Raw genomic sequence first — 24,450 nt, forward strand, 5'->3', positions numbered from 1 at the left:
GACTCCTTTTCAGAGCTAAGATATGACCATTCCAGACTTAATTGCATAGCTTCATTTGGAAGTAGCCCTCATGACTGCACTGACTCCTTCAGACTATCTTGATTCAGCAATGGCTTCAGATTGGCATCCAGCTGCTCGAGCATCACTCTTACGCGGTGAGATTTTGATCGCAACTCAATCTCATACTGCTTGGGGTGGTGCTGTAACTGCTTCAATGTATTTATCTTTATCCCGCTCAAAAGCTTGGCAGCAGCTAACTGATTATCCACGCTGGGTACAATTTTTTCCCGATCTGACTCACTCTCAGGTGTTGGAATTGAATCAAAACAGCAAGCGTTTATATCAAGTTGCCAGGAAAACGTTCTTATTTTTGAGTATTCAAGCTGAAATATACCTAAAGGTTGTAGAAATTTCTCATCGGCAAATTAAATTTTACTTTGAGAAAGGAAATTTTGTAGATTTTTCAGCAGATTTAAAGTTAGAAGATTGCGACACCGGCACGATAATTACCTATTCTGTGCAGGCAACTCCCTCAATTCCAGTGCCTTCTATTTTCATTCAACAGGCAATGCACCTTGACTTGCCGGCGAATATGCGGCAAATGCGAAAAGTGATGTGCGAGCAGTAAGCCTTTTTGTCTGGGTTTAACGCAAAGGATACAGAGAAGTTAAGACGGTGTTCCTCTGCGTCTTCCTTTGCGTTAAAAGCTCAAGGCTAGATGTTGAATTTATCTTTACTGAGCAGTCAGCAACTCTGCCGGCAGCCGCTTGAAGGCGAGGCGCTCATTTTCGACATCCACATAAATTGTGTCGCCGTCGTTGAATTCTGCGCGCCGAAGCTTCTTAACGAGTACCAGTCGCTCTCCCATAGCTTAAGCGTAGAGCGTTTTAAAAAAGACTTTCAAATTCCACACAGTCAAAAATTTTAAGAACTGTGTTATCTGTCGCGTTTATTATTTTTATCCCCTTCTTTTCAGCAATTTTATTCAAATCGTAGTATTTCTTAAAAATTTCATAAATAGCTTTAAAGCATTCTACATAATACCGATCTCCCCAAACTCTCTGAATTTCATTCTTTTGGTGAATTCCGTTAGTATAAAATCTCCTTTCTGATTCTTGATCAAACATAAAATGATTGCTATCCATGCCCAAAAGATATATTTGTTTAAATCCCAAATATAAAGCAATTACTATAGCCATTAACGAACAAGTAAAACTGGTAAATAACGGAGTTTCTAAATCGATAAATTTATCAAGGCTTCTATTACAGAAATCTCCACTAAAATAATAATTAACATCTATCTTTTTGAATAATTCATCATTCTGATTTACGATTTCATAGGCTGAAGGATTTTTTTGCTTCAATAACCCTCTGTGAGACAATCCAAGGAAAAGGATCGTATTAGCGCACAAGTTTGCATCCATATCTTTGAACCAGGCCAACCATTCTTCATCTGTCTGAGGTTGGTGAAGTGGTGCAACTACATAGTATTGAGGTTTGATAAACTCGTAAAGAGGGTGGACATAGAAATTATTCAGTGCCATAACTTTTTCATTTTCCAACAGCCTTAAATCGATGTTTTTTATTGATGGCCCACTCCCAATGATGAAGCATCTCCCTGTTTCTGTATTCTTAAGCTGGGAATTTTTTTGAATTAATTTTCTGTATTTTTGAAATTCAAGAAAATACAAAGCATTCATCAATTCTCCGAATAAAAGTGGAGGGAGAATCTGACGGGCTAATTCTTTAGGACTCATAACCATTTTTCCAGCTTTTCTAAAGCTATCCAGAAACCCTCCCCTTGATTATGATGTCCTTGCCAAATTTCAGGGATAAATGAGGCTGTCGGTGAGGCTTTTTCTAGAAATTCGGCTAAAGCTGGAAAATCCATATCCCCTTCCCCGATTTGCAAACCCTCTCCATCTACACCGGCAGCGTCTGCAATATGAAAATGAGCTGTGTGAGGTGCGACTTGTTCAACAAACTGATTAAATGACCAATTGTAATGGTTACTTGCCAATTTGGAATGGGAAATATCTAGACAGACGCGATAGCCATGCTCACGGCAGAATTCAACAGTATCATCGGGTTCTACAAACAAATTTAAATAGAGCTGACCCCCAAAATACCAAGGAAAGGGGGGCAGAGTTTGAGGGATAATTTCTACTCCCTTTGTATCCAGTTCTGACAGGCTTTTAGCAATTAAATCATACCACTGGCGGCGCTCTGAGACAGGTATGGGTGCGTCTGTTGTAAACCCCCCCAAATTTCCGACAATTAAAGGACGCGAGGCTTTTTTGAAAAAAGGCTTAAGTGTTCGCGTTACATCAATTACTCTCTGTAGCTCTCTGACTGAATGTTGCCGATAGTTTTCATCTAGAGCGCAGAGATTTAACAAATGATCGCCTGCAAACAATTCAGGACTGTGAACCACCAAATCTAAATCATAAGTTTGGTTAAAAAATTGATGGATATCTTGCTCCAAGTCCCGGTAACTCAAGTGAAACTCCAGCAAATCCGGGTTAGATTTAGCTAAAATAGTTTTAAAATCATGGTAGCGAACCGGCAGACCCCAAGGCCGGTTAAATTTGTAATGGCGGGATTTAACAGTTTCTTGTTCTAAGTCACCGGCAAAGAAAAAGTCACCAGCTTTCAAGGATCTTTTTGCCTTTAAACCGATCAAATCTGATTTGCGATTGGGCTGTAAACCTTTTCCTGGACTCTTGACTACAATCATCTCTGCTGTGATGACTTGTCCCGGTTCCAAATCGCAATTAATAACCAAACTTTTTGCTAAGGTTGCTCGGTTCATTAATTCCCCTTGGGAAAGTCTGCGGGGTGCGGCGGTTCCCAACGCTTGCTCAACCTCACGAATCCCTTGAACCATCGCTTGAAACTCTTTAGGCAACAAGCTGACTTTATGATCGTTGCCTTCCATCGATTTATCGAGTGTGAAGTGTTTCTCGATAACTTTTGCTCCTTTGGCTACGGCGGCAATGGCTGTGTAAATGCCCCGGTCATGGCCAGAATACCCGATCAGGCACTCACCGATGTCCTCCAACCGCTCTAAATAATTAAGATTGACATCCTTAAATGGGGTAGGGTAAGTAGAATTGCAGTGCAACAGCATATACACTGCGCCTAGCCGTTTTAGCAGAGCGACTGCTTCAATAATCTCATCTTCAGTAGACATCCCGGTAGAACACAGCAGAGGCTTGCCGGTTTTTGCTAAAGCTGTGAGCAAGTCGTGATTCGTTAAATCTGCTGAGGCGACTTTATAAGCCAGCATCCCGTACTGTTCAAGTTGTAATAAACTCTCCAAATCCCACACACTGCACAAGGGCAAAATATCTCGTTGCCGGCAGTAGTCAAAGGCGGCAAACAACTCTTGAGAACTAAGTTGAAATCGCGCCAACAAATCTAGAGTGTACTGAGAACCGATGTCCTCACTAGGATCATTACTGTTGCCGGCATTGTGATACAAAGAAGGCAAATGCCGCATCTGAAATTTCGCGCAATTCGCCCCAACTTCCACCGCTTTGTCAATCAGTTGCTTAGCTAAGATGAGGCTGCCATTGTGATTGATGCCAATCTCAGCAATTATGAAGGTGGCTGATTTAGCATCAATCGTAAATTGATCAATCTGGATACTTTGAGAAGCAATGCCATTACAGGCTAGGCTCGATTTTTTCTTGGGAAAATTGGGCACATCTAAATAAGCACGCATCAGAAAGTCCTTTGGGAGTGACTAGAGCTTTAGGGATAGTGAAATTTTTCCACCTTGCTGAGCAAGAACTCCGCAATTTCAAAATCTACCATTGAATCTATATCCCAGCTAGCCTCTTCACTCATAGAAAATAGAGAAATTTGGCCGCCCAGCCGATTCCCTAGAGACTTTAGCACCCAAGGCTTAAAAATGTAAAGCGACCCGTTCTCAACAAATTGTGGCAGCATATCTTGACGGCGGGGGCGCTGGCGATAGTCGTAGTTAATAGACTGAGCAAGGCCGTTGACTTGTTCCCAAAAAAATTTATGGGAGCGAGAGACGGATAATAGCGAGTCAGCATTCTCTAATATTAACTGCTCAATCGCTTGATCGATGTCGGCACCTGTCCTAATTGGGGAAGTGCATTGCAGGAAAATAACTAACTCTGGAGAGATGCCGGTTTTTTCAAGTTCTGTTAGAGCGTGAAGTAAGGCTGATTCAGAGGATGCAGTGTCCCCGGCAAGTTCTGCTGGACGATCAATGACTTCTGCACCATACAGTCTGGAAATTTCGGCAATTTCTGGGTCATCCGTTGAGACGTAGACACTGTTTACCAGCTTTGCTTCCTTGGCATCCAGAATAGAGTGGGCGACTAAGGGTTTACCGGCAAGGGGGCGCAGGTTCTTGCGGGGGACACCTTTGGAACCGCCGCGAGCGGGGATGATAGCAAGTGTACTCAATCGTCTTTACCTTAATTTTGCTGATTTCGACTGGTTATTTCTAATAATTGTGTTAAGTCGTAGAAGCAGACCTCTGGTGAAAAGCGTTGTTTGGCCAAGTTGAGGGCTTCTGTTTCCAGCATTTGACGCCGATGGGGATCGCGCAGCAACTCGATAATAGCCTCGTGCATTTGATCGACTTCTACAGAAACAAACGCTCGTCCCGCGTGTTCTTCCAAACCATCAGCACCAATTGGAGTGCTTACCAAGCATTTTCCATAAGCGAGGGCTTCTACAGACTTAATTTTTAACCCAGATCCATAGTTTACAGGATTGATCGCAATGGTAGCCTTCTGGTAGTAGGACGCGATATCTGGACAAAATCCATGAAAAACTACAGCATTTTCCCGTGTAGTCACCTCGGAAAAATGATGGGAAACATTGCCACAGATATGGAATTCTGTTTCAGGTACAGTCTGGCGTATAATCGGCCATTGGCGCTCTAGGAATATTCGCAACGCGTGTATATTGTGTTTGGCTTGTGAGCTAACGAAAAGAATATAACTATTATTTGTAGTTGTTGAGGGATATTCATTTACTACAACCGGATGTTCTGCAATAACAATCGGTTTCCCTGGAAGCATATCGGCCAGTAATTTTGCTTCATTTGGTTGAATGGCAATCAAAGCATCGGCTAGTGATAACAGTTCAATTTCATGTTTTTCTGAAAATTTTCCTCGTTGCTGAGGCACCCCTGCCGCTCGTTCGCTTTTCTGGCGCTGGCTGAGTACATCAATGGTATCAATTACTGACAGGACTCCATGTTTACGAGCCACTATTGTAGAAGTTGCTGCTGAAAAGACATATTCAGCAATGATTGCAATGGGTCGTAATTTTGTACACAGTTCATCCAGTAGTAGCATTGCCGGAGGATGAATTTTTCCCAGAGGATTTTTATGAGAAAATGCCGCTAATTCTTTTGCATACCGAGATGATAGGGAGCAACGGGCTGATATAGAAATGATTTCATACCTAATTCTCCTTAGCAAGTTGCGGCGCACTGAAATGGCGTGGGGATAAGCAATCCATACGCCGTCAAAGCCATTTTTTAATGGAGCTAAATCGGAGCCGTTAGCAGCCGGCATAACTAGACCGACATGATAAAATTTCCGAAGCCACTGAGCCATCTCCCAAATGCGCACTGCTGCACCATTTTGGAGCGGATAAGGTGCAACAACAGAGTAAATTATTACCCAATCTTTTTTTGGGGATTTCATCACAGCTTTGCAGAGAAATATTTATTTATAATGAAGCCGGCGTAATACACTGGAAACAGTGCGCTTTACTAAATATATCAGTAAATCGCAGTAGGTCATCATATCCACAGCTTTTTCCTGAAAGCGCACCAACCGCCGCCGAGCGACTTCCGGTTGACCCAAATTAAAGTTGATAGAAATAAGTTCAGTTTCTTGCATCGGTCGATCTCTAAATGTTTTGGCTTCGGGGTATATTCTAGGATAAGAAATGATTTCGCCGGTGGTGGCAAAGTTGCCGGTTTCAGCTAATCGCATCCAAAGTTCAACATCTAAAGCATATTCCAACCGTTCATTCACTCCACCAATTGCGGCAAATTGTTTAGCAGAAAATAGACAGGACGGTTGATGAAAGTGGGCTTCCACTTGTGTACCCCAATCCCCGATCTGAGCTTTGTTGCCCACGCGCGGCGTCAGGCTGCGTAAAGGCTTGCCGGTGATGTCTATCTCCTGGTTAGCACCCACCCAGGCAACACAATCAGGTTGTTTTTGTCGCAGTTGAACGAGGGTGGCTAATCCCCCTGGATGGTAATAATCATCGGAATTAAGCCACCCAAAAATTTCTCCCGTCGCTTTATTAAATCCTTTATTAATGGCATGAGATTGACCACTATCTGGTTCGCTAACCCAGTAAGAAATCCACTGCTCGTATTTGCGAATGATTTCTAAACTGTTATCGGTGCTGCCACCGTCAATGATGATGTATTCTATGTTGGGATAGCCCTGAAGTAAAACTGAGCGGATAGTCTCTTCAATAAACTGTCCTTGGTTGTAACTTGGGGTGACAATACTAACTCGTGGCCAAGGAGAGCCATCAGGCATTGTATCAGGAAGTTGTGAACTTTCTTGTGTCCAAGGCCAGCCGGTTTTGCCGGCAGAGGGTAGAGGAAGTTCACTGAGAGTTGGACAGCGTCTCGCACACATTCCTAATTCTGGGGTTTTAATAGGTATTTATTCAATTTGATCCTATCTCTTTCTCTCTGCTTTTTTGATATTGGCGCAATGAAAGCACGCTCATTGCCACATACCAAGCGTAGAAGAAGCTTAAGAAAATTCCTAGCAAGCCCCCGCGAATCCCGTTATACGTGAAGAGATTATGTATAAGTGCAGAACCGATTGATTTAAACCAACTATGCCAATAAAATCGCTCACCTCGTTCATATCTTGACTTTCCTTCAAGCTTAATATAACGCCAGTGTTTCTCAAACATTTGACGATAGGAATCTACCCAATAATGCTTAAGGTAATAATTAGGTTGCCGAGGTAAAGTAGTGCTGATATAGCCATTTATTATTTGTACAGGTTGATGCACATAGACGCTAAATTTGCTCCTGTGTTTGTGAAGCACAGCCTGCTTGAGCTGCTCTTTTCCCCAAATAGTAAAGTTGAGGGGGTTATTTTTGAAGTAGAATTGCCGAGGAAGGTTGATTAATCCAAGATTTGGTTGTTGAGTAATGAGCCAGCGCAGCTCATCTTCAACCTTAGCCGGTAACACTTCATCGGGATCTAAAAAAATAACCCAATCGTTTCTAGCATAAGTTACGGCTTTCTCTCGAATGTGTTCTACTATCGGAACTCTCTCATGGTGGACAACTTCTGCTCCGCATTGCTGAGCAATTTCTACTGATGCGTCTGTAGAACCCAAATCCACAACAATTAGCTGTTCGCAAAATCTCAGACTATTCAGGCAGTCTCGCAACCGCCGTGCTTCGTTGTATGTGACAGCGATGCCGGTGAATTGAATTTTTTGCTGACTTGCCGGTGGTGGAGAATTTAATGCGGTGGGTTCCTGCATTTAATCAAGCTCTTAAATTTTATAAGTATAGACAAGGCGAGAGCATTCGTGGAAAGGCAGCTTTACTTTTTCATGGTTAAGCAATTCATCAATTTTAGCTTTATATAGTGACAGACTGGGTTCAAAATAATCATCGATTATAATGAGACCTTCAGGGGCAACAAAAGGTAGCCAGGAGTTAATATCTATCTCCACTCCTTCTGCCGTATGAAGCCCATCTATATATAGCATCCTAATTTTTAACGAAGCATTCCATAGTTGAGCTGCCTGCTCCGAAGTCTCTACAATAGGAACAACCATATCAGAGACATTAAACTTTTTAAGATTTTCCTGAAAAATAGGAAAAGAGTCTATTTTATCTACACCCAGATGCTTGAGGTAGCCGATGCCACCTGTATGGGGATCTACAGCATAAACTTTCCCACCTTCCACTCGACGGCTGGCTTCTGCAAGAACAATTGTTGACTTACCCCATGCCGAACCAATTTCAACAATTGCACCCATTGTTGGATTTTTTAGCGCAAATTTCCAAAGACAAGAAGCCACCTCATTTGAACACCAACCCTCAACTTCGGCATCAATCTTTGAGAACCATTTTCCAGGAAACTGCTTTCGCATTATGTTCAGCATGGTCACTTGCTTTGGCTACTCAAATAAAATATTGTTGAAGTTGATGATTTTGTTCTAAGACTAAATCTCCAATTAACTCTGAGTTATTTTGCAAAAACTCTTTACGACTAATTTCATAGGACCCACTTCTGTTAATAACTTGAGGATCATGTGTTGTCTTTTTCTTAACCTCCTGTTTTGAAACTTGTTCTGTTGATCTTTGTAGCTTATCAACATCTATTTGCATCTCAAAATGCTCTGTCACTTTGGAAAATTCAGCAGCCATGTCTTTGACCAAGTTTTCGTACCGCACAATAGTTTTTTTCTCAGTTTCCGTTTCCTCAATTAACCACTTAGCCAGATGCTTGCCATAGAGGGTACTCCAATATTTCACTCTTTCCAGATTCCTGGTGTCTTCTTTTTCATACATCATCTGGGAGTAAACTGTTGGCGCAGGCTCGCGGTAAAGATAGATAACATTTTTTCGGTAAATATCCAGGTTCATGTCATGCGTGTGAAGCGTTAGGTAATCTTGACAATCTTTGTAATAAAATACTCTCACAAGGGATGGCTTTTCAAAATAAAGTTCCATCACCATCCGCAGCCAGTGACTACCTGTTCTGGGAAAGCTTACCAGAAACGGAAAATTTGGATTGTCTACGAATTTTTGGATAATTTTAGAGTCATAAATGGCTAGAGAGCCGATTTTATCTGTATTAGCTTCAACCAATAAGCTTTTGATCAAATGTAAAGGATTAACTTTCATTGGCAATAACTCCTTAAATTATAGCTTTGTGAATTTTGCTTTCTAGGGCGGGGGGTAACTGAAAGTTGGGGTGCCCAAATTCAATCATGCACCATCCAGTTAGAGGGTGATGTTCAGAGGTTTTCTCAGTATACGAGGGATAATAAAGAGAAAATCTGAGATTTTTGTTAATTGAAGTTTTGATGAACTCAAATGAACATATCTGATTTTCGTATTCATCCCATTTAAAGCAGTTCAGTCCGGGAACTTGAAAGTCATCAATGAAGATATATCCCTTTTTAAAGTTGTGAGTGATAAAAGCAACTTCATCTTTCAGAGGCCACTGATAACCATATCCGTGTGCGTCCAGCCAAAATACAGTATCTTTTTCTAGGATGGAGCTGTCAGATTTAGCTATCTCATAGAGCATATCAGGAGAAACCTGATTAAGTAGGTTAACATGGGGAAAATCCTTCACTTTCGATAAAGCAAACTCATAGGCATCTTTATCTGGTTCACATGAATAAGCCTTCAATCTAGAAAAATGCTTCAATACATAATGCAACGTTGAACCAACGTTAGCTCCAGTCTCAATAAATTGTTTAGCTTGCCAAAGGCAATGGAAAGCTATTTCTTTTAAGTAGAGATCGCCATGAAATCCAAGTTCAATAAACTCAGATAAATATCTCGTTTGCTCTTTAGGCAATTTTATTACTGTGCTGTGTAAAAAAGACAATAAAAGTTTAATTTTTTGGGTAATTTTAAATAAACTTTTATTATTAAGTTGTACAATCATTATCAATAAAATCCTCTTTCTGATGGTGGAGATAAAACTTAATCATTTTTAAAATCTTTATTGGTCGGCAAGTTTACCTTACAACATAATAATTTCAGTATTGTATTTTGAGTTTTTAAAATTCATAGGTGATCGTTAAACCATGAATACAATGCTTAATATCCGTGTCTATCTGGCAGATTTGGCCAAGTAGCCCCTTATCAATATCTACTTCAAAGACAGTAGCAGGGGAAGTACCCACTAAGTATACAGAATCTTTAACGTGAGCTAGGCCCCGTTGCCAACCGGCTTTCGCAAATTGATCGGAAAGACCTCTTTTTCCATCCTTTGCTGTAGACAATATCATGCTCCGTTTTCCAGACGAAAGTTCATAAATTCGGATCCCTTGATTTCCTGTGTCATTAATAATGATGCGATTGTCTAAAGTTACAAGACTGTTATGGGGGGAGGCAAGTAAATTGTCCTGGAAAATGACTTTTTCAGGCTCCGGACGAATTTTAATAAAAGCCTTAAGACGACTTGCTAAAATATAAACTTCTCCTTCATGGGCGACAATGCTATTAAGATGAAGCCTTTCTTCTTGGCAGTATCTTGCGTAATCTTCAGTGAACGTATTTGTGGGAAAATCTAGATTAAGATTTAGCTGCCGGCCTGAGAATCCAAACTCCTGCTGAAGTATCTTGCTTTCACTGCCCCACCATTCATCTATAAGATTACCCTGGAAATCTAGTTTTAAGACTAAGTCATGCACTGTTGAAGTGATCCAAATTCCTTCGGAGTTAATGTAAATTTCGTGCAAGCCGGCTAGGTAAGGATGTACGATTTCGCCAACTTGATTTAATTGACTGTCAAATTTTAGGATAGACATGGCAGTGGCAACGTATAAAATTCCGTTATGAACAAACACGCCTCTGCCGCCACGATTACCGCCACGAGCATTCCAGAAGGGATGGCTACTATCTAAAGGAATAGGAATTTTTTCTTTGACTCGGTTATTTTCCCAATCAAGCTCTAAGAGAAATCCAGTCATTTCATGACTGCCACTGCCACGTACTACAGTTGTTGCAAATACACGAAGCTCTTTCAATTGAGATTCGGAAAGTAATGAGCAGTTGAGATATTGTAATTTTTTGGTTTGTAACAAATCTGAGGTTTTACCGGCGAACCTTGTTATTTTTTTCAAAATTTTCCCTACCACAAGCGCTCCTCAAATTATTTTAATTCTTTACAGATACTCTTATTTGGGTTAAAAATGCAAGATTAGCAGTACGCGATTTCCCAGTTCGGTTCAACATAAACGATCCCCCATTTGCCATTTGGAAAACTTTTGTGATTCCACGAGATTGCCATCACTTCAAAACACTGAGCATTTTCTAATTGATCTAAACCGCCTTTAATCCCGCGAACACCGGCAGTGATAGAATAATTACCTGGATTGAGAATAAGGGAATCGATTTTTAATCTTGTTCGCAGCGACTGCCCTTTTTTCATAGAAGTATAGCAGCTGCACTCCTGACTTGTAGAAGTCGCAATTCTAACTCCTGTAGCTGAATCAATACCAACGACAAAAGAAACATTATTTAAGTCTGATAAGGCCGTGCATACCAACTCAATAACAAAAGGTTCTCCGAACTGTAAACTATAATTCTCGGTTTCTGAAGAATCAAATACTTTGCAGTCGCTGATTCTTATTAGGGTTCCAAAATCTTCTCGCCTGCGTCTGTCGAATAACTTGGGCATTTCTTCTTGATTTTGGCTACTGGCCAGGGTTAAGTAATCAGCAATTACATCCCGCACCTCTCCAACCTTAGATATTAAACCACTTTTTAATAGGATAGCCTGAAGACATAACTGTTGAATAGCCGCCATATTATGGCTGACAAATAAAACGGTGCGCCCATCCCGCTTTGCGACATCCTCCATTTTTCCTAAGCACTTTTTCTGAAACGCCGCATCCCCCACTGCCAGCACTTCATCGACTAGCAAAATCTCTGGTTCTAGGTGTGCCGCCACCGCAAATGCTAGCCGCACATACATTCCTGAAGAATAGCGCTTCACCGGCATCTCTAAAAACTTCTCCACCTCGGCAAACGCCACAATCTCATCAAACTTCTGTTTAATCTCAGCACGTTTCATTCCTAAAACCGTGCCATTCATGAAAATATTCTCACGTCCTGTCAATTCTGGGTGAAATCCAGCCCCAACTTCCAACAGTGAACCCACACGTCCCCGTAATATTGCCTCGCCTGTCGTTGGCTGCGTAATTCGGGACAAAATTTTCAGTAACGTACTTTTGCCCGCCCCATTACGCCCAATGATCCCAACAACTTCACCGGCACCAATATCAAAATTAATATCCTGTATTGCCCAAAAATCTTCAGTTTTTTGCTGCCAAAGTTTCCCCTGAACAAGCTTTCGGGCAGTTTCAGCCAGATCGTCTCTGAGGGTAGAATACCGCTTTTTCGCATCCGTTCGGATACGATACTTTTTTCCTAACCCTTTAACAGAAATGATCGGTTTGTCGCTCATGCTAGATAAAATCTGCAAAACTTCGCTCAACCCAGCGAAAGACGGTTGAGCCTATGATAAAAAACGCAATCGCGCCTGCCACAGATAGACTTAACCCGATCAAACTAAAGTTCCCCTGTCCCGTCACTGCAAACCGGCACAGCTCAATCAGTCCCGCCATCGGGTTGAGGTAGTAAAACGGACGAATTGAAGCCGGCACGAGATTAACCGAATACACAATAGGAGAAGCATACAGCCAAATTTGCATCACGAAAGGCACAGCATACTGAAAATCTCGATATTTAACATTCAGCGCCGCTAGCAGCATCCCCACACCGGCACCCAAGATCATCGTCACCACCATTGCTACCGGCAGCAGCAGCAAACTCCAAGTTGGTCTGAGATGATAGATATAAGTGAGCGGCAATAGTAAAAACAGCGACACTGCGAAATCGACCCATGCTGAACCCACAGCAGCCAAAGGAATAATTAATCGCGGGAAATACACCTTCGAGATCAGCCGTTCCTCAGCAATCAGGCTGCTGCCGGCCCGCGTCAAGCCATCGGAAAACAGCCCCCATAATATCAAAGCCGAGTAACTAAAAATCGGATATGGAATGCCATCCGAGGGAATCTTAGCAAAATTCCCAAAAACCACCGTAAAAATCCCCATTGCCACCAACGGCTGCAACAACACCCAGCCGATGCCAATGGCAGTTTGCTTGTAACGCACGCTAACTTGCCGCAGTGCCAGCATCCACAGGAGATCCCGGTACTCCCAAAACTCTTGGATCGCGGCTTTTAAAGATTGCCTGCCAGGGCGAATAATCGTAATTTTGTTAGTGACTGACACTGATTCACCGGAGAAATTACGTTGACACAAAGTTACAGGGGCGATCTTTGCCTTCACCGGCAGCAATCGTCCCTGCTCTTCACTTTAAACCTTAAGCTGTCAGCGTGTCTCTAACAACCGGCTGCATTCCTTACTGAGCAGTCAGCAACTCTGCCGGCAGGCGTTTGAAGGCGAGGCGCTCATTTTCGATATCCACATAAATCGTGTCGCCGTCGTTGAATTCTGCCCGGAGAATACCCTTGGCAATTTGGGTTTCTAACTCGCGCTGAATTGCACGTTTCAGGGGGCGGGCACCGTAAACCGGATCATACCCGACTTCTGCCAAAAAGTCAAGAGCTGCGTCGGATAGCTTTAGAGACATTTTCCGATCACCCAGTCGTTTTTCTAAACGCGCAACTTGCAACTTGACAATCTGCCGCAGTTCGGACTTCTGTAAGCCGTGGAAGATGATGGCTTCATCAATGCGGTTGAGGAATTCCGGACGGAAGCTGTTTCGCATTGCCTCCATGACGCGAGAGCGCATTTCTTCATACCGGCCTTCATCACCGGCAATATCCAAGATGTACTGGGAACCGATATTGCTGGTCATAATGATGATCGTATTTTTGAAGTCTACCGTATGGCCTTGAGCATCGGTAACGCGACCATCATCAAGAATTTGCAGCATCACGTTGAAGACATCGGGGTGAGCTTTTTCGATTTCGTCGAACAAAATCACCGCATAAGGACGCCGGCGAATTGCTTCAGTTAACTGTCCACCTTCGTCGTAGCCAACATATCCCGGAGGCGCACCAATTAGGCGAGAAACTGCGTGTTTCTCCATATACTCCGACATATCAATCCGCACCATCGCTTCTTCGGTATCAAAGAGATAAGCGGCGAGTGCTTTGGCGAGTTCGGTCTTGCCAACGCCGGTAGGGCCGAGGAAAATAAAGCTAGCGACAGGCCGGTTGGGGTCAGCAAGACCGGCACGGGAACGCTGAATCGCATCGGCAACCGCAGTCACGGCTTCATCTTGACCGATGACGCGCCGGTGCAGTTCATCTTCTAAGTGCAATAGTTTTTGCATTTCAGATTCCACCAGTTTGCTGATGGGAATTCCTGTCCACTTTGAGATGATTTCTGCTATGTCGGATTCGGTGACTTCTTCGCGCAGCAGGGTTCGTCCGCTGGTTTGCGCTTGTTCTAATTGCGTTTCCGCTTCTTCAAGCTGCCGGTGTAAATCGGTTAACTTGCCGTATTTCAACTCAGCAGCACGGTTGAGATCGTAGTCGCGTTCTGCTTGGCTAATCTCAACATTCACCCGATCAATCTCTTCTTTAATCGCCTGAATTTGGTTGATGACATCTTTTTCAGATTGCCATTGCGCGTTCAGACTGTGCTGTTCTTCTTTCAGGTTGCCGAGGTCTTTTTCCAGACGTTCTAACCGTTCTAAGGAAGCCGGATCGCTTTCTTTTCGCAGCGATAGCCGCTCCATTTCTAACTGCAAAATTTTGCGGTCGATTTCGTCGAGTTCTTCGGGTTTGGAGGTAATCTCCATTTTCAACCGCGCGGCGGCTTCATCGACTAAGTCAATGGCTTTGTCGGGAAGGAAGCGATCGCTAATGTAGCGGGTTGACAGGGTTGCGGCTGCAACTAAGGCGCTGTCGGAGATTTTAACGCCGTGGTGAACTTCGTAGCGCTCTTTAAGTCCGCGCAAAATAGAGATGGTGTCTTCAACGCTGGGTTGATCGACGTAGACTTGCTGAAACCGGCGTTCAAGTGCGGCATCTTTTTCGATGTATTTGCGGTATTCGTCAAGGGTTGTCGCCCCGATACAGCGCAGTTCGCCTCTTGCCAGCATGGGTTTGAGCAAGTTGCCGGCATCCATTGCACCTTGAGTTGCGCCGGCACCCACGACGGTGTGGATTTCATCAACAAACATGATGATTTGCCCGCGAGAGTCGGTAACTTCTTTGAGGACAGCTTTCAAGCGTTCTTCAAATTCACCTCGATATTTTGCGCCGGCAATTAAGGCACCCATATCTAGGGCGATCAATTTGCGGTCTTTCAGAGATTGGGGCACGTCGCCCGATACAATCCGTTGAGCGAGTCCTTCCGCGATTGCAGTTTTCCCGACCCCCGGTTCGCCAATCAAAACTGGGTTATTTTTGGTGCGGCGCGAGAGAATCTGAATGGTGCGGCGAATTTCTTCATCCCGCCCAATTACGGGGTCTAGTTTACCCTGGCGAGCGGCGTCTGTGAGGTCGCGGCCATATTTTTCCAGGGATTGATATTTCCCTTCGGGATTTTGATCGGTCACTTTTTGACTCCCCCGGATTTCGTCAATCGTCGTTTTGAGTTTGGCTTCCTCTAGTCTAAATTCTTGGAATAGACCTTTGCCGAAGCGATCGTCTTTGGCATACGCCAGCAGAAGATGCTCAATGGAGATATATTCGTCTTCATACTTTTTACGATAGTCTTCGGCGCGATCTAATAAGGTGTCGAGGCTCCGTCCTAGGTAGATGGAACTGCCGCCGCCGGAGATTTTGGGCTGCCGGTTGATGAATTCGTCGGTGCGATCGCTTAGTCGCTGAACGTTAACGCCGAGTTTGCTTAGAACACTGCTCACTAACCCTTCTTGTTCAAGTAGGGCTTTCATCAGGTGTTCGCTTTCGAGTTGTTGTTGCTGGCCGGCTTTGGCAATGTCTGGGGTGCGAACAATGGCTTCCCAGGCTTTTTCGGTGAATTGGTTGGGATTGGTTGGTTGCATAATTTGTAATCGTCTCTACGCTGTGATTTCAGGTTGACTGGACACTCATCTGTCAGCTTTAGCGAAGGAACGCGCTTGTAAGGGAATGGGGGTTGAGCCGGCACAGTGTTGTAGGGGCGTCCTGCTCACTGAATATATTCTCCGGTTACATCGAATCAGGGTGCCTAGGTTCGCTCCTACGCTGGGGCTGAATGCTTTACCTGTCAAACATTGTAGACATATCCGAACTCCTACAGAGATCGGGTTTTACGTCTTTCTCCATAGGTATTACCCTCCTGTAGTAGTAGATTTTTTCCTTAACCTTCTGCTAAACTTCTCTTAAATAAAGCTTCATCTTAAAATCGCAAACTCTGCCTTTAAGTTCACTTGGGTTCGTGCAAGTGGCTTATTTGCCATGCTTTTCAGCAGCTATTCCCTATCAAGCGCTTGTAGCGCCCAATTTAAAGTTTTTCAACAGGACTGAAAGCAACATGGAAAAAACTAATTTACACATCGAATCAATTTTTATACCGAGAGATCGCTCTACAAGTCTGCGGCAGATATCGTTGTGGGCTTACTTACCCATTATTAGCATTTTAGCAATTGTTGCTTGGCAAGCGGAAATTCCTTTAGGCAATTTGACTCGCGATCCTTTAGTAACGGTCGAACAACCCTTTTATATTGGGTTCTTCTCTAATATTGGCATTTTGTTCTGGTGTGCGGCTGCGGCTATCTGCTTGTTTAGTTTTGCTTTGCTGCAAAATCATTACCGCAGTCGCAGGATGCACTCCTTTATTTTATACTCTGGAATTTTAACTTCGGTTCTGCTTCTCGATGATTTATTCATGATTCACGAAGAGGTTGCGCCTAAATATTTATTCGTTCCTGAAAAATTTGTTTACTTAATTTATGCATTAATGCTGCTTGTTTATTTAGTCAAGTTTAGGAAAACTATCTTAAAAACCGATTTTAGTTTATTAGTTTTAGCGCTGGCTTGGTTTGCACTCTCAATTGTTTTTGATAAAGGGATTATTCCGTTATCACCTTCTTTACTGGAACGTGGATTTGATTTCTATCTAGAGGATGCCGCGAAGCTTTTAGGAATTGTTAGTTGGTTTGCTTACTTGGCAAAAGTGTGTGGAGACTGTATTAAAGCCTTTCTGGATCAGCGAACGGATATCGGTTCCCTCAGTGATTCCCCTGCTGTGCAACAAATCAAGTAATTAACTAGATTCATCCTCACATCACCACTCAGCTAAAAAAACGGCTGGGTGATTTTTCTTTTCAGAATTGTAAATTGGTTTGGCGGGGTGTGGGTTCGGTATTTACTTAATCTGAGATAGGCATTACCGCACCTTAGGCTGCCGGCTGCACTTCTGGGTGTGTTTGAGGGAAGCCGGCGTCAAACTCTTTGCCTCAAGGCGATCCCAGTTTTCTGAAAATAATGTAAACTTCTGTAAAGAGCGTAAAAGAGTAATTTATGACGAGCAATCAAGGATTTGGCAAAGTTAAGTCAACCAAGAAGTCAGGCAAAAGCTCGGAAAAACGGGCGGTTGCGTCTCAGAAGTATGACAAAATGAAGGAAGAAGGGCTGCCAGAGTTTAATATTTATATGCGGATTAAGGATAAGAAAAACTGGTTTCCTGTAGGTTCTTTGGCGGTGAATCGTAGCAGCCACATAGAGCGTGCTATTTTTGAAAACTTGGAAGCGTTGCGTGAAGGCGGCTTTCGTTTGTTTCCGATGCTACGGAAGCATCAGCAGAATTTAGAATATGGCTATAAGTTAAAGGGAAAAGAATTTGCGGATGAGGCGATTCAGGTTGCGGTTCCTCCGAAGCCGTCTGCCGACAATTTTATTCAAAATGCGATTGCTCAGGTTAAGAATAGCGTTTCCGGTTTGTTAAAGCGCGGTTAAGTTTTTTCGCTGCTAATAATTAATGTCACAGCGAGGGAGGAATGCACTCACTCGCTTTTTTCGTGTCTGCCGGTGATGTTGCAAAATGTGATAATCGTTGTGATCGTGCCGGCTTAAAAAAGATTACGCTGAGAGAGAATCAAACGTTAGTTCCCAATCGATGCAGCGCTAGAGAGGTAAGATACAGGTGAACTTCAATCCTGAGCTTTGCCGCAACGAGAGCGAAGTTGAAAGTAAACTGATTGTCAGTTATCTGTTGCCGAAGTTAGGTTATCCTCCTGAAACTTGGCATCAAGAGGTTGCATTCGGCACGATTCGTTTAGATTTCTTAGCATTTGCAACGCAAGTGATTCCATTTGTGTTGGATGCGAATTCGCCGTTGAGTGTTGTCATGGAGGCGAAATCTCCCCGGCAAAATTTAGATCGTCATGTTCTAAAATTCCGGCGTTATTTAACGAGCTTGAATGTCAAATATGGATTGCTCACGAATGGTCATTTTATCAGAATTTATGAAAGAGTACCCAATGACATCAGGCTCGTTTTTCAGTGTGGTGGAAAAGAGGTTGAAGCGAGAATAAATAATATTTATGCAATTATTGGGAGAGAGAGTTTAAAGGAGAAGCCGGTTATAGAATCTCCAGCTATTCTCCCAATTCAGAGTAATTTAAGCCTTACTCAAGTTAATCAAGAGGTTCCAGATTCTCAGCCGGTTATCCTCACTCCTCAAGGTTCCCCTAATTTAAGTAATTCCGAAGTTCCGTCGCCGCAGCCGGCTAATCTTGATACTCAATCTCTCTTGAATTCAAATTCTGAAGAAAAAAGGAAACCTACTGTGAAAGTTATTGCGGTTTATCATAACAAAGGCGGCGTAGGGAAGACAACCGTTACAGTAAATTTAGCAGCCGCACTAAGCCGAAAAGGAAAAAGAGTTCTTGTCATCGATTTGGATAGCCAAGCAAATACGACATTTGCCACAGGTTTAATAAAATTTGATGATGAGGAACAGGATAATTTAAAAGAATGTAATATTCGCCACGTCTTGCAGTCAGAAGACTTTTACTCTATTCAAGAAGTTGCTAAAGAGTCTGAGTTTAACAATCCGGAAATTGATGTTCTGCCGGCTCACATTACTTTAATGCAGTATGAAAATGAATTGAATCAGCTAGATTACAGTAAGCTCATGCTGTTGCAAAAATTGAAGGATGTCGAAGATAAATATGACATTGTGATTATTGATACTCCACCCTCTTTAAACTTATATGCAAGAATTGCTCTGATTACGGCTGATTATTTAATTATTCCCTCCGATCTCAAGCCATTTGCCAACCAGGGATTATTAAATGTGAAAGATTTTGTTAAAAAAACAAACGAGTTTAGAAAGTTTATCGGTAAAGATAAAGTTGAAATCCTGGGAGTGCTTCCTTGTAAAATTTCAACCAATGCTAGATTTAGAGAATATACGTTGCCGGCTCATATAGAGCTTGTGCCAAAACGATATGACTTAAAAGTGATGAAGTCTATAATTTATCAAAGAGAGGAGCTATCTAAATGCCTTGAACAAAGTCAGGATGTAGGAAATCTGCAAATACCCGATCCTAAGTCTGTATTTGATTATAAGCCAGATGGAGACTCAGCTAAAGAATTTGAGCAGCTAGCTAAAGAGGTATTAAAAGGAATAGGGGGAACGAAATGAAACTGTCAACTTCGCTTGTAGCGGTTAAGAAAATTACTTCAAAGGCTCCCAATTCAAATTTTTTAGAAACCGATATCAACCAGGCTGCTCAATTAATTTTAAAAGCTGGTGGCTTAATTAATCCCATCATTATTCGTCGAACCAGCATCACGTCTTATGAAGTCGTTGATGGACACTTTGAATATTACGTGGCTGTTAAGGCAAGGGAAATTGATCCGCTGAATGGTGAGAATATTGCTGCATACATCATTGAACCTGACAATGAGGAAGTTTTGTTATCTCAAATTAAAGCACTGAGAAGGCGAGAAGGTGATAATCTAAGAGAGGAAACAATTCAACCGGCACCTTCATCTAGCATTGAATCTCAACCATTACAACCGTCTTCTTCTCCTGAAAACCAAGATATTAAAAATTTAGTTCAGCAACTTGAGCAATCATTGGCAGCAATTCTTAGCAGTAAGATTGAAGAATCTGTCAAGACGCTAGAAGCAAACTTGAAAAGTGAATTGTTAGAAGCTATCCGCAACGAAATTAGCCAACAGAAACTTCAGACAACAACTAAAACTACAGCGTCAAACTATGGCACAATGAAGGTAGCGCAGCTTAAAGAAGTTGCCAGGGAATTAAATATACCGGGACGCGCCGGCATGAAAAAAGAGCAACTGATTGCAGCTATCAATAAGGCTGAATCAAGTTAAATCAATTGATTGTAAATCTTTTCACCTATTTGTTTATTAAACAAACCAATTGTGCCGCCGGCTCAGCATTTGGATCAAGAATAAAAATCTGATTCTCCTGGCACAATTCCTCAATCAATTGCTCAATCTGAGTATTTTCTACTAAAGGAAACTGATCTAGGGCATTTTGAATCAGAATCTGACATCCCATCATTTGTTGAGTTTTCACTAAATTCAACAAAAATTCTTTAACATCGTGAAAGGGTTGAGCAAGTTCTTTCCGCACAACCGGCTTCTGCTGGTTAATACTAGAAGTGCCGGCAGATCCAGGGGTGTAAGTGGAGCCGCTAAAAACACCAAGACTCTGCAATAAAGGACAATCCCGCAAAATCTTAGATTTGCGAATTAAAGCTTCTAAATCACTTAAGCTAGGCGTGTGATCTCCCACTACTAATTCGCCGGCACAGGCGGCATTGACTAAGCTATGGTAAGTTGCCAAATAGTGAACCGAAGTCATATCTGGAATGATGTGCCGGTTACGGTAGCCGGTGAAAATTTGATTGTAAAGTTTGTAACCTTGATTATTTGAAGTCCCGACTCCTTCCGCACGAATTAAGTGTACAGTTTGACAGAGATTTTGCTTAAGTGCCTTCTGACAAGCTTTCATCAAATTGCAGAAACTTATCAGGTTCGGTTCTTCTGTCCAAACAACGCCTATTCTTCCTAACTGTACCGGCAAATGATAACTAAGAGAATAACTGGCATAAGTTGGACTCGGTAAAAGTTTCGTTTGTATTCCGTGAACTTGCAGCGCATTGAGCGCTTCTCGCAACATCTGAATCAATTCGGGTGCTGAAAACTGACGAATTCGAGAAACTTTTTCTTGAGTTTTGTTAAATTCCTTCAGCCACACTAATTGAAACGCTGCCAACGGATCTATCGGCGTACTATTGACATCCGAATCGAATTCTGTTATTCCTTCAAACCTTTCTGTTTTGGCTTCTTGAAATAGCTGCCGGCCTAACATTAAAACATAGCGCGGACGAGTTTTTCCTCCAGGAAATTTATCTTCTAAATGTTGACGATTTAACGGATAAATTGACGAAGCAGGTAGATAATTAGCTTGTCGGTGTAGTGAATACAGCCGACTCGCCCATAACGTTTCCGCTTGATCTAAGGTAATTGGTTGCAAGCGAATCGGCAAATCAATTCGAGCCTGATCGGCTTGTTGAATCCGTTTAGAATTTTGTTTCCAAGTATTTGTAACAATACTAACAATGACTAAAAAATTTTTCAACTTTTGATTATGAATAATTGAATTTACATTAAACAAAGCTTGTAAATTAATAAATCCATCTAACGCTCGATCAATATTATCTAAATTGTCAAAACATAATACGATGGGCTGAGTTGACGCAGAAATTTTTCCAAAGTTACCCAGAATTTTTAGCGCAACCTCTTCAGTTTCAATCGCCCGTTTTACTTTTAAAGCTTTTAGAGTTTCTTCATCTAAATCGTCACCTTTTAACCATTCACAGGCCAAAGGATACATTTCTGGATTTGTCAGTTCATAAAGCACTCCAAAAAATTCATTTGCATTGTAAATTCCGCTGGGAAACGTTACCTTTAAATTGTGAATAAATAGATTCCGTTCACCGAGTAACTGCTTTCTTAAACCTTCGTCTCTAAAAGCAGATAAACTCTTCAACCAAAGTAATAACTGAGATTGGTGCCGACCCTGTGGTACATACATCAAACTATCAACCGTATTTCTTAGGGTATGACGCCAGATAAAATCACTATCTGGCCACGGCCCAATGTATGCAAAAAAAGCTTTTGAGTTAAGTAACTTTTTCAGCCGGCCTAATAGATAACTTTTCCCAGAACCCGAATCGCCGGCAAGCAAAATCGTGCGTGTGCGTTGATCTTGTGCCACTTTATCAAGAAGTTCCTCAATTTCAGTCACCACTTCTTGATGAATTGAATCAACCGTTAATGCAGGATCTTGATCCTCCTGCCAAAAATTACCGGGTCTAAAAGTCGTCGAGTCAAAAGGATTCACAGCTTGCCGAATGATTTGATGAATAAATGCCACACTGATACCTCTCGATAGTGAAGAATTTCTCGTTACTAATCTTTAGCAACGTCTGGAGAAAAACTTTGCTTCTCCTTCTTCTTTGTGAACGCCTGCATCCCGATCTGATTTTATTCAGTCTATTGGAATCGAGATTTTTTCTCACTCATCTGTTCTGGCTGCATAAACTAATTGATCTTCTAACTTGGCTTGCGGATCAAGAATTTTCACTTTATGATTCTCCTCACACAAATGTTCAATCAAAAGATTAACTTGAACTTCATTAACCTGAATAAACTGATTGAGGGTTTCTTGAATCAAGCGCTGCCGTGCTAAACATTGCTGATTAAGCACCCGATTCAGAAGAAAATCCTCAACCGGTTTCCACTCTGCCTTATTTTCCTCGCTAATAACCAGAGGCGGAACAATTTCTAAATCTTGCAAAAGCGAACACTGGTGTAAAATTTTAGATTCGCGAATTAATGCTTCTAGTTCTTTGAGATCAGGTGTTTGCTCACCCACAACTAAGTCCCCAGAATAAGCATCATTCACTAAACTGTGATACGTCGCAAGATACTGCACAGAAAATAAATCTGGCATAAAGTGATTGTGGTGAGACTCCGTGAAAAGTTGCGTGTAAAGTTTATATCCTAAATTACTGGGAGTCCCAACGCCTTCAAACCGAATTAGGTGCAAAGCTTGACATAATTTTTCATCCACAGCTTCTTGACAAATTTTGATCAAATTGCAAAATTTAGTCATATTTTGGTCTTCACTCCAAACCACTCCAATTCGTTCAGAATGACCCGGAAGCTGGTAGCTGAGGGAATAGCTGGCATAGGTTCGACTCGGCAAAAGTCGTGGTTGAATTTCTTCAACTTGTAACGCCGCCAAGGCTTCTGCCAACATTTGAATTAATTCGGGTGAAGAGAATTGACGAATTCGAGAAATTCGCTGCTGAGTTTGATTTAATTTCCGCAACCATACCAATTTAAATGCGGCTAATGAATCAAAAGACTCCTCAACAACCGGCTGCATTTGAACGGGAGGCGCTACTGTTTCGCTGACTTCAGAATGTGAATTCTCAGGAGGAACAATGGGCGGATTGTCATAACGAACCAATCCAACTTTACAATCCTGAAATAACTGCCGGCCTAAAATCAGCACATTTCTTGGTCTCGTTTTCCCCCCAGGAAATTTTTCTTCTAGCACTTGCCTGGTTAACGGGTAAATCGGAGACGGAGGCGGGGAAGACGCTTGCCGGTGTAAAATATGCAGCCGGCTTTTCCAAAGTGCTTCCGATTGATCTAAGGTAATTTGTTTGAGTTTAATCACTGCATCAACCCGATCTTTATCTGTCGGTTGAACACGATGAGAATTCTGCCGCCATGTATCAGTAATAATGCTGATCATGACGAGAAAATTTTTCAGCTTTTGATTGTGAATGACTGAGTTCACACTAAACAATGTTTGCAGATCGATGCCTCCATCTGGCAAACGCGCAATATTATCTAATTGATCAAAGCACAACACAATTGGCTGAGTTTCTGCCGCAATTCTCCCAAAATTGGCTAAAATTTTCTGCGCAGCATCTTCGGTTTCAATCGAATGTTGCACCCGCAGCAATTTCAAACTATCCTCATCTAAATCATCACCTCGTAACCACTCACAGGCGAGGCTAGATAATTTGGGATTGGTTAAGTCATATAAAACCCCAAAAAACTCAGCAGCATTGTAGATACCGGCAGGATAAGCTTCTCTCAGATTGCGAATAAAAATTTGCCGATCACCTCGGATGAGGTCGATAATACTGCGCTGTTTAAACTCCGATAAACCTTTCAGCCAAATTAACAATTGAGAGTCTTCCTGCCCTTCCGGCACCTCCAGCAAACTATCAACCGTATACCGCAAAATGTGCCGCCAAATATAATCGCTGGCAGTAAATGGCTCAATATAGACAAAAAAGGCTTTGGGATTCAGAATGCGTTTGATCCGGCCTAACAAATAAGTTTTACCAGAGCCGGTTTCGCCTTCTAACATCATTGTGCGCGTGCGATTATCCCCGCCAACTTGAGCCAAAAGTTGTTCAATTTCAGCAACAGCATCTTGATGAATTGACTCTACCGTGAGGGCGGGATCTTGTTGTTCTTGCCAAAAGTTACCCGACCAAAACGTTTCAGCGTCAAAGGGGTTAGGTTCTCTTTGAATAATCAGATCGATAGATGCCATAGTAGTCGTTAAGAGTAAAGAGTGAAGATTTAGGTTTTTGTCTTTTATTCTTGGCGAATCACCCAAGATAAAAGACCGCAGATTGCT

Annotated in this window: 21 protein-coding genes; 5 read left to right on the plus strand and 16 right to left on the minus strand. The window is 42.3% G+C overall.

Going from position 1 to position 24,450, the window contains the following annotated elements:
- The first annotated feature begins 70 nt into the window (after positions 1-70).
- Positions 71-628, plus strand: coding sequence for an SRPBCC family protein (locus H6F56_RS03960; RefSeq protein WP_190665552.1), 558 nt, complete (start codon positions 71-73; stop codon positions 626-628).
- 105 nt (positions 629-733) lie between these two features.
- Here H6F56_RS03960 and H6F56_RS26735 read toward each other — a convergent pair whose 3' ends face one another.
- The 14 genes from H6F56_RS26735 to clpB all read right to left on the minus strand — a co-directional run bounded on the left by H6F56_RS26735 (position 734) and on the right by clpB (position 15,796).
- The gene (locus tag H6F56_RS26735) at positions 734-868 is read right to left on the minus strand and encodes a hypothetical protein (RefSeq protein WP_255513680.1); all 135 of its coding nucleotides are present in this window, start codon (positions 866-868) and stop codon (positions 734-736) included.
- Between the two features lie 19 nt (positions 869-887).
- Entirely contained in the window at positions 888-1,757 is an 870-nt protein-coding gene (locus H6F56_RS03965; RefSeq protein WP_190665553.1) for a DUF115 domain-containing protein, read from the minus strand.
- Entirely contained in the window at positions 1,754-3,727 is a 1,974-nt protein-coding gene (locus H6F56_RS03970; RefSeq protein ID WP_190665554.1) for an N-acetylneuraminate synthase family protein, read from the minus strand. The genes H6F56_RS03965 and H6F56_RS03970 overlap by 4 nt, the downstream gene beginning before the upstream one ends.
- Before the next feature lie 29 nt (positions 3,728-3,756).
- Positions 3,757-4,446 (minus strand): cytidylyltransferase domain-containing protein, encoded by a 690-nt coding sequence (locus tag H6F56_RS03975; protein WP_190665555.1) that lies wholly within the window; start codon positions 4,444-4,446, stop codon positions 3,757-3,759.
- An 11-nt stretch (positions 4,447-4,457) separates the two neighbouring features.
- Positions 4,458-5,702: a glycosyltransferase gene (locus H6F56_RS03980; RefSeq protein WP_190665556.1), complete on the minus strand. Its 1,245-nt coding sequence runs from the start codon at positions 5,700-5,702 to the stop codon at positions 4,458-4,460.
- 21 nt (positions 5,703-5,723) lie between these two features.
- A complete protein-coding gene (locus tag H6F56_RS03985; protein ID WP_190665557.1) occupies positions 5,724-6,662 on the minus strand; it encodes a glycosyltransferase family 2 protein in 939 nt (312 codons plus the stop codon).
- A gap of 31 nt (positions 6,663-6,693) precedes the next feature.
- A complete protein-coding gene (locus H6F56_RS03990; protein WP_190665558.1) occupies positions 6,694-7,533 on the minus strand; it encodes a glycosyltransferase in 840 nt (279 codons plus the stop codon).
- Between the two features lie 12 nt (positions 7,534-7,545).
- The gene (locus tag H6F56_RS03995; RefSeq protein ID WP_190665559.1) at positions 7,546-8,163 is read right to left on the minus strand and encodes a class I SAM-dependent methyltransferase; all 618 of its coding nucleotides are present in this window, start codon (positions 8,161-8,163) and stop codon (positions 7,546-7,548) included.
- Positions 8,164-8,182: 19 nt separating this feature from the next.
- Positions 8,183-8,908: a sulfotransferase domain-containing protein gene (locus H6F56_RS04000; protein WP_190665560.1), complete on the minus strand. Its 726-nt coding sequence runs from the start codon at positions 8,906-8,908 to the stop codon at positions 8,183-8,185.
- A 13-nt stretch (positions 8,909-8,921) separates the two neighbouring features.
- A complete protein-coding gene (locus tag H6F56_RS04005) occupies positions 8,922-9,683 on the minus strand; it encodes a hypothetical protein (protein ID WP_190665561.1) in 762 nt (253 codons plus the stop codon).
- Between the two features lie 115 nt (positions 9,684-9,798).
- Positions 9,799-10,881, minus strand: a complete 1,083-nt coding sequence (locus tag H6F56_RS04010; protein ID WP_190665562.1) for a hypothetical protein — start codon at positions 10,879-10,881, stop codon at positions 9,799-9,801.
- 62 nt (positions 10,882-10,943) lie between these two features.
- Complete coding sequence (locus tag H6F56_RS04015; RefSeq protein WP_190665563.1) at positions 10,944-12,212, minus strand: ABC transporter ATP-binding protein; 1,269 nt, start codon at positions 12,210-12,212, stop codon at positions 10,944-10,946.
- Position 12,213: 1 nt separating this feature from the next.
- Positions 12,214-13,044, minus strand: a complete 831-nt coding sequence (locus tag H6F56_RS04020; RefSeq protein WP_199312571.1) for an ABC transporter permease — start codon at positions 13,042-13,044, stop codon at positions 12,214-12,216.
- A 130-nt stretch (positions 13,045-13,174) separates the two neighbouring features.
- A complete protein-coding gene (clpB, locus tag H6F56_RS04025; protein WP_190665564.1) occupies positions 13,175-15,796 on the minus strand; it encodes an ATP-dependent chaperone ClpB in 2,622 nt (873 codons plus the stop codon).
- 470 nt (positions 15,797-16,266) lie between these two features.
- Here clpB and H6F56_RS04030 point away from each other — a divergent pair, with 470 nt between their 5' ends.
- From H6F56_RS04030 to H6F56_RS04045, 4 genes are all read left to right on the plus strand, one after another.
- Complete coding sequence (locus H6F56_RS04030) at positions 16,267-16,998, plus strand: hypothetical protein (RefSeq protein WP_190665565.1); 732 nt, start codon at positions 16,267-16,269, stop codon at positions 16,996-16,998.
- 257 nt (positions 16,999-17,255) lie between these two features.
- On the plus strand, positions 17,256-17,690 hold the full coding sequence (locus tag H6F56_RS04035) for an HHL1-like protein (protein WP_190665566.1): 435 nt from the start codon (positions 17,256-17,258) through the stop codon (positions 17,688-17,690).
- Between the two features lie 187 nt (positions 17,691-17,877).
- Positions 17,878-19,383: an AAA family ATPase gene (locus tag H6F56_RS27015; RefSeq protein WP_190665567.1), complete on the plus strand. Its 1,506-nt coding sequence runs from the start codon at positions 17,878-17,880 to the stop codon at positions 19,381-19,383.
- Entirely contained in the window at positions 19,380-20,081 is a 702-nt protein-coding gene (locus H6F56_RS04045; protein ID WP_190665568.1) for a Rho termination factor N-terminal domain-containing protein, read from the plus strand. Before H6F56_RS27015 ends, H6F56_RS04045 begins: the two co-directional genes overlap by 4 nt.
- Positions 20,082-20,106: 25 nt before the next feature.
- On the opposite strand, the gene H6F56_RS04050 is transcribed toward H6F56_RS04045, so the two are convergent.
- Entirely contained in the window at positions 20,107-22,155 is a 2,049-nt protein-coding gene (locus tag H6F56_RS04050; protein ID WP_190665569.1) for an AAA family ATPase, read from the minus strand.
- A 141-nt stretch (positions 22,156-22,296) separates the two neighbouring features.
- On the minus strand, positions 22,297-24,363 hold the full coding sequence (locus H6F56_RS04055) for an ATP-binding protein (RefSeq protein ID WP_190665570.1): 2,067 nt from the start codon (positions 24,361-24,363) through the stop codon (positions 22,297-22,299).
- Between the last annotated feature and the right edge of the window lie 87 nt (positions 24,364-24,450).

The organism is Microcoleus sp. FACHB-672, assembly GCF_014695725.1.
Classification (GTDB): Bacteria; Cyanobacteriota; Cyanobacteriia; order Cyanobacteriales; family Oscillatoriaceae; genus FACHB-68.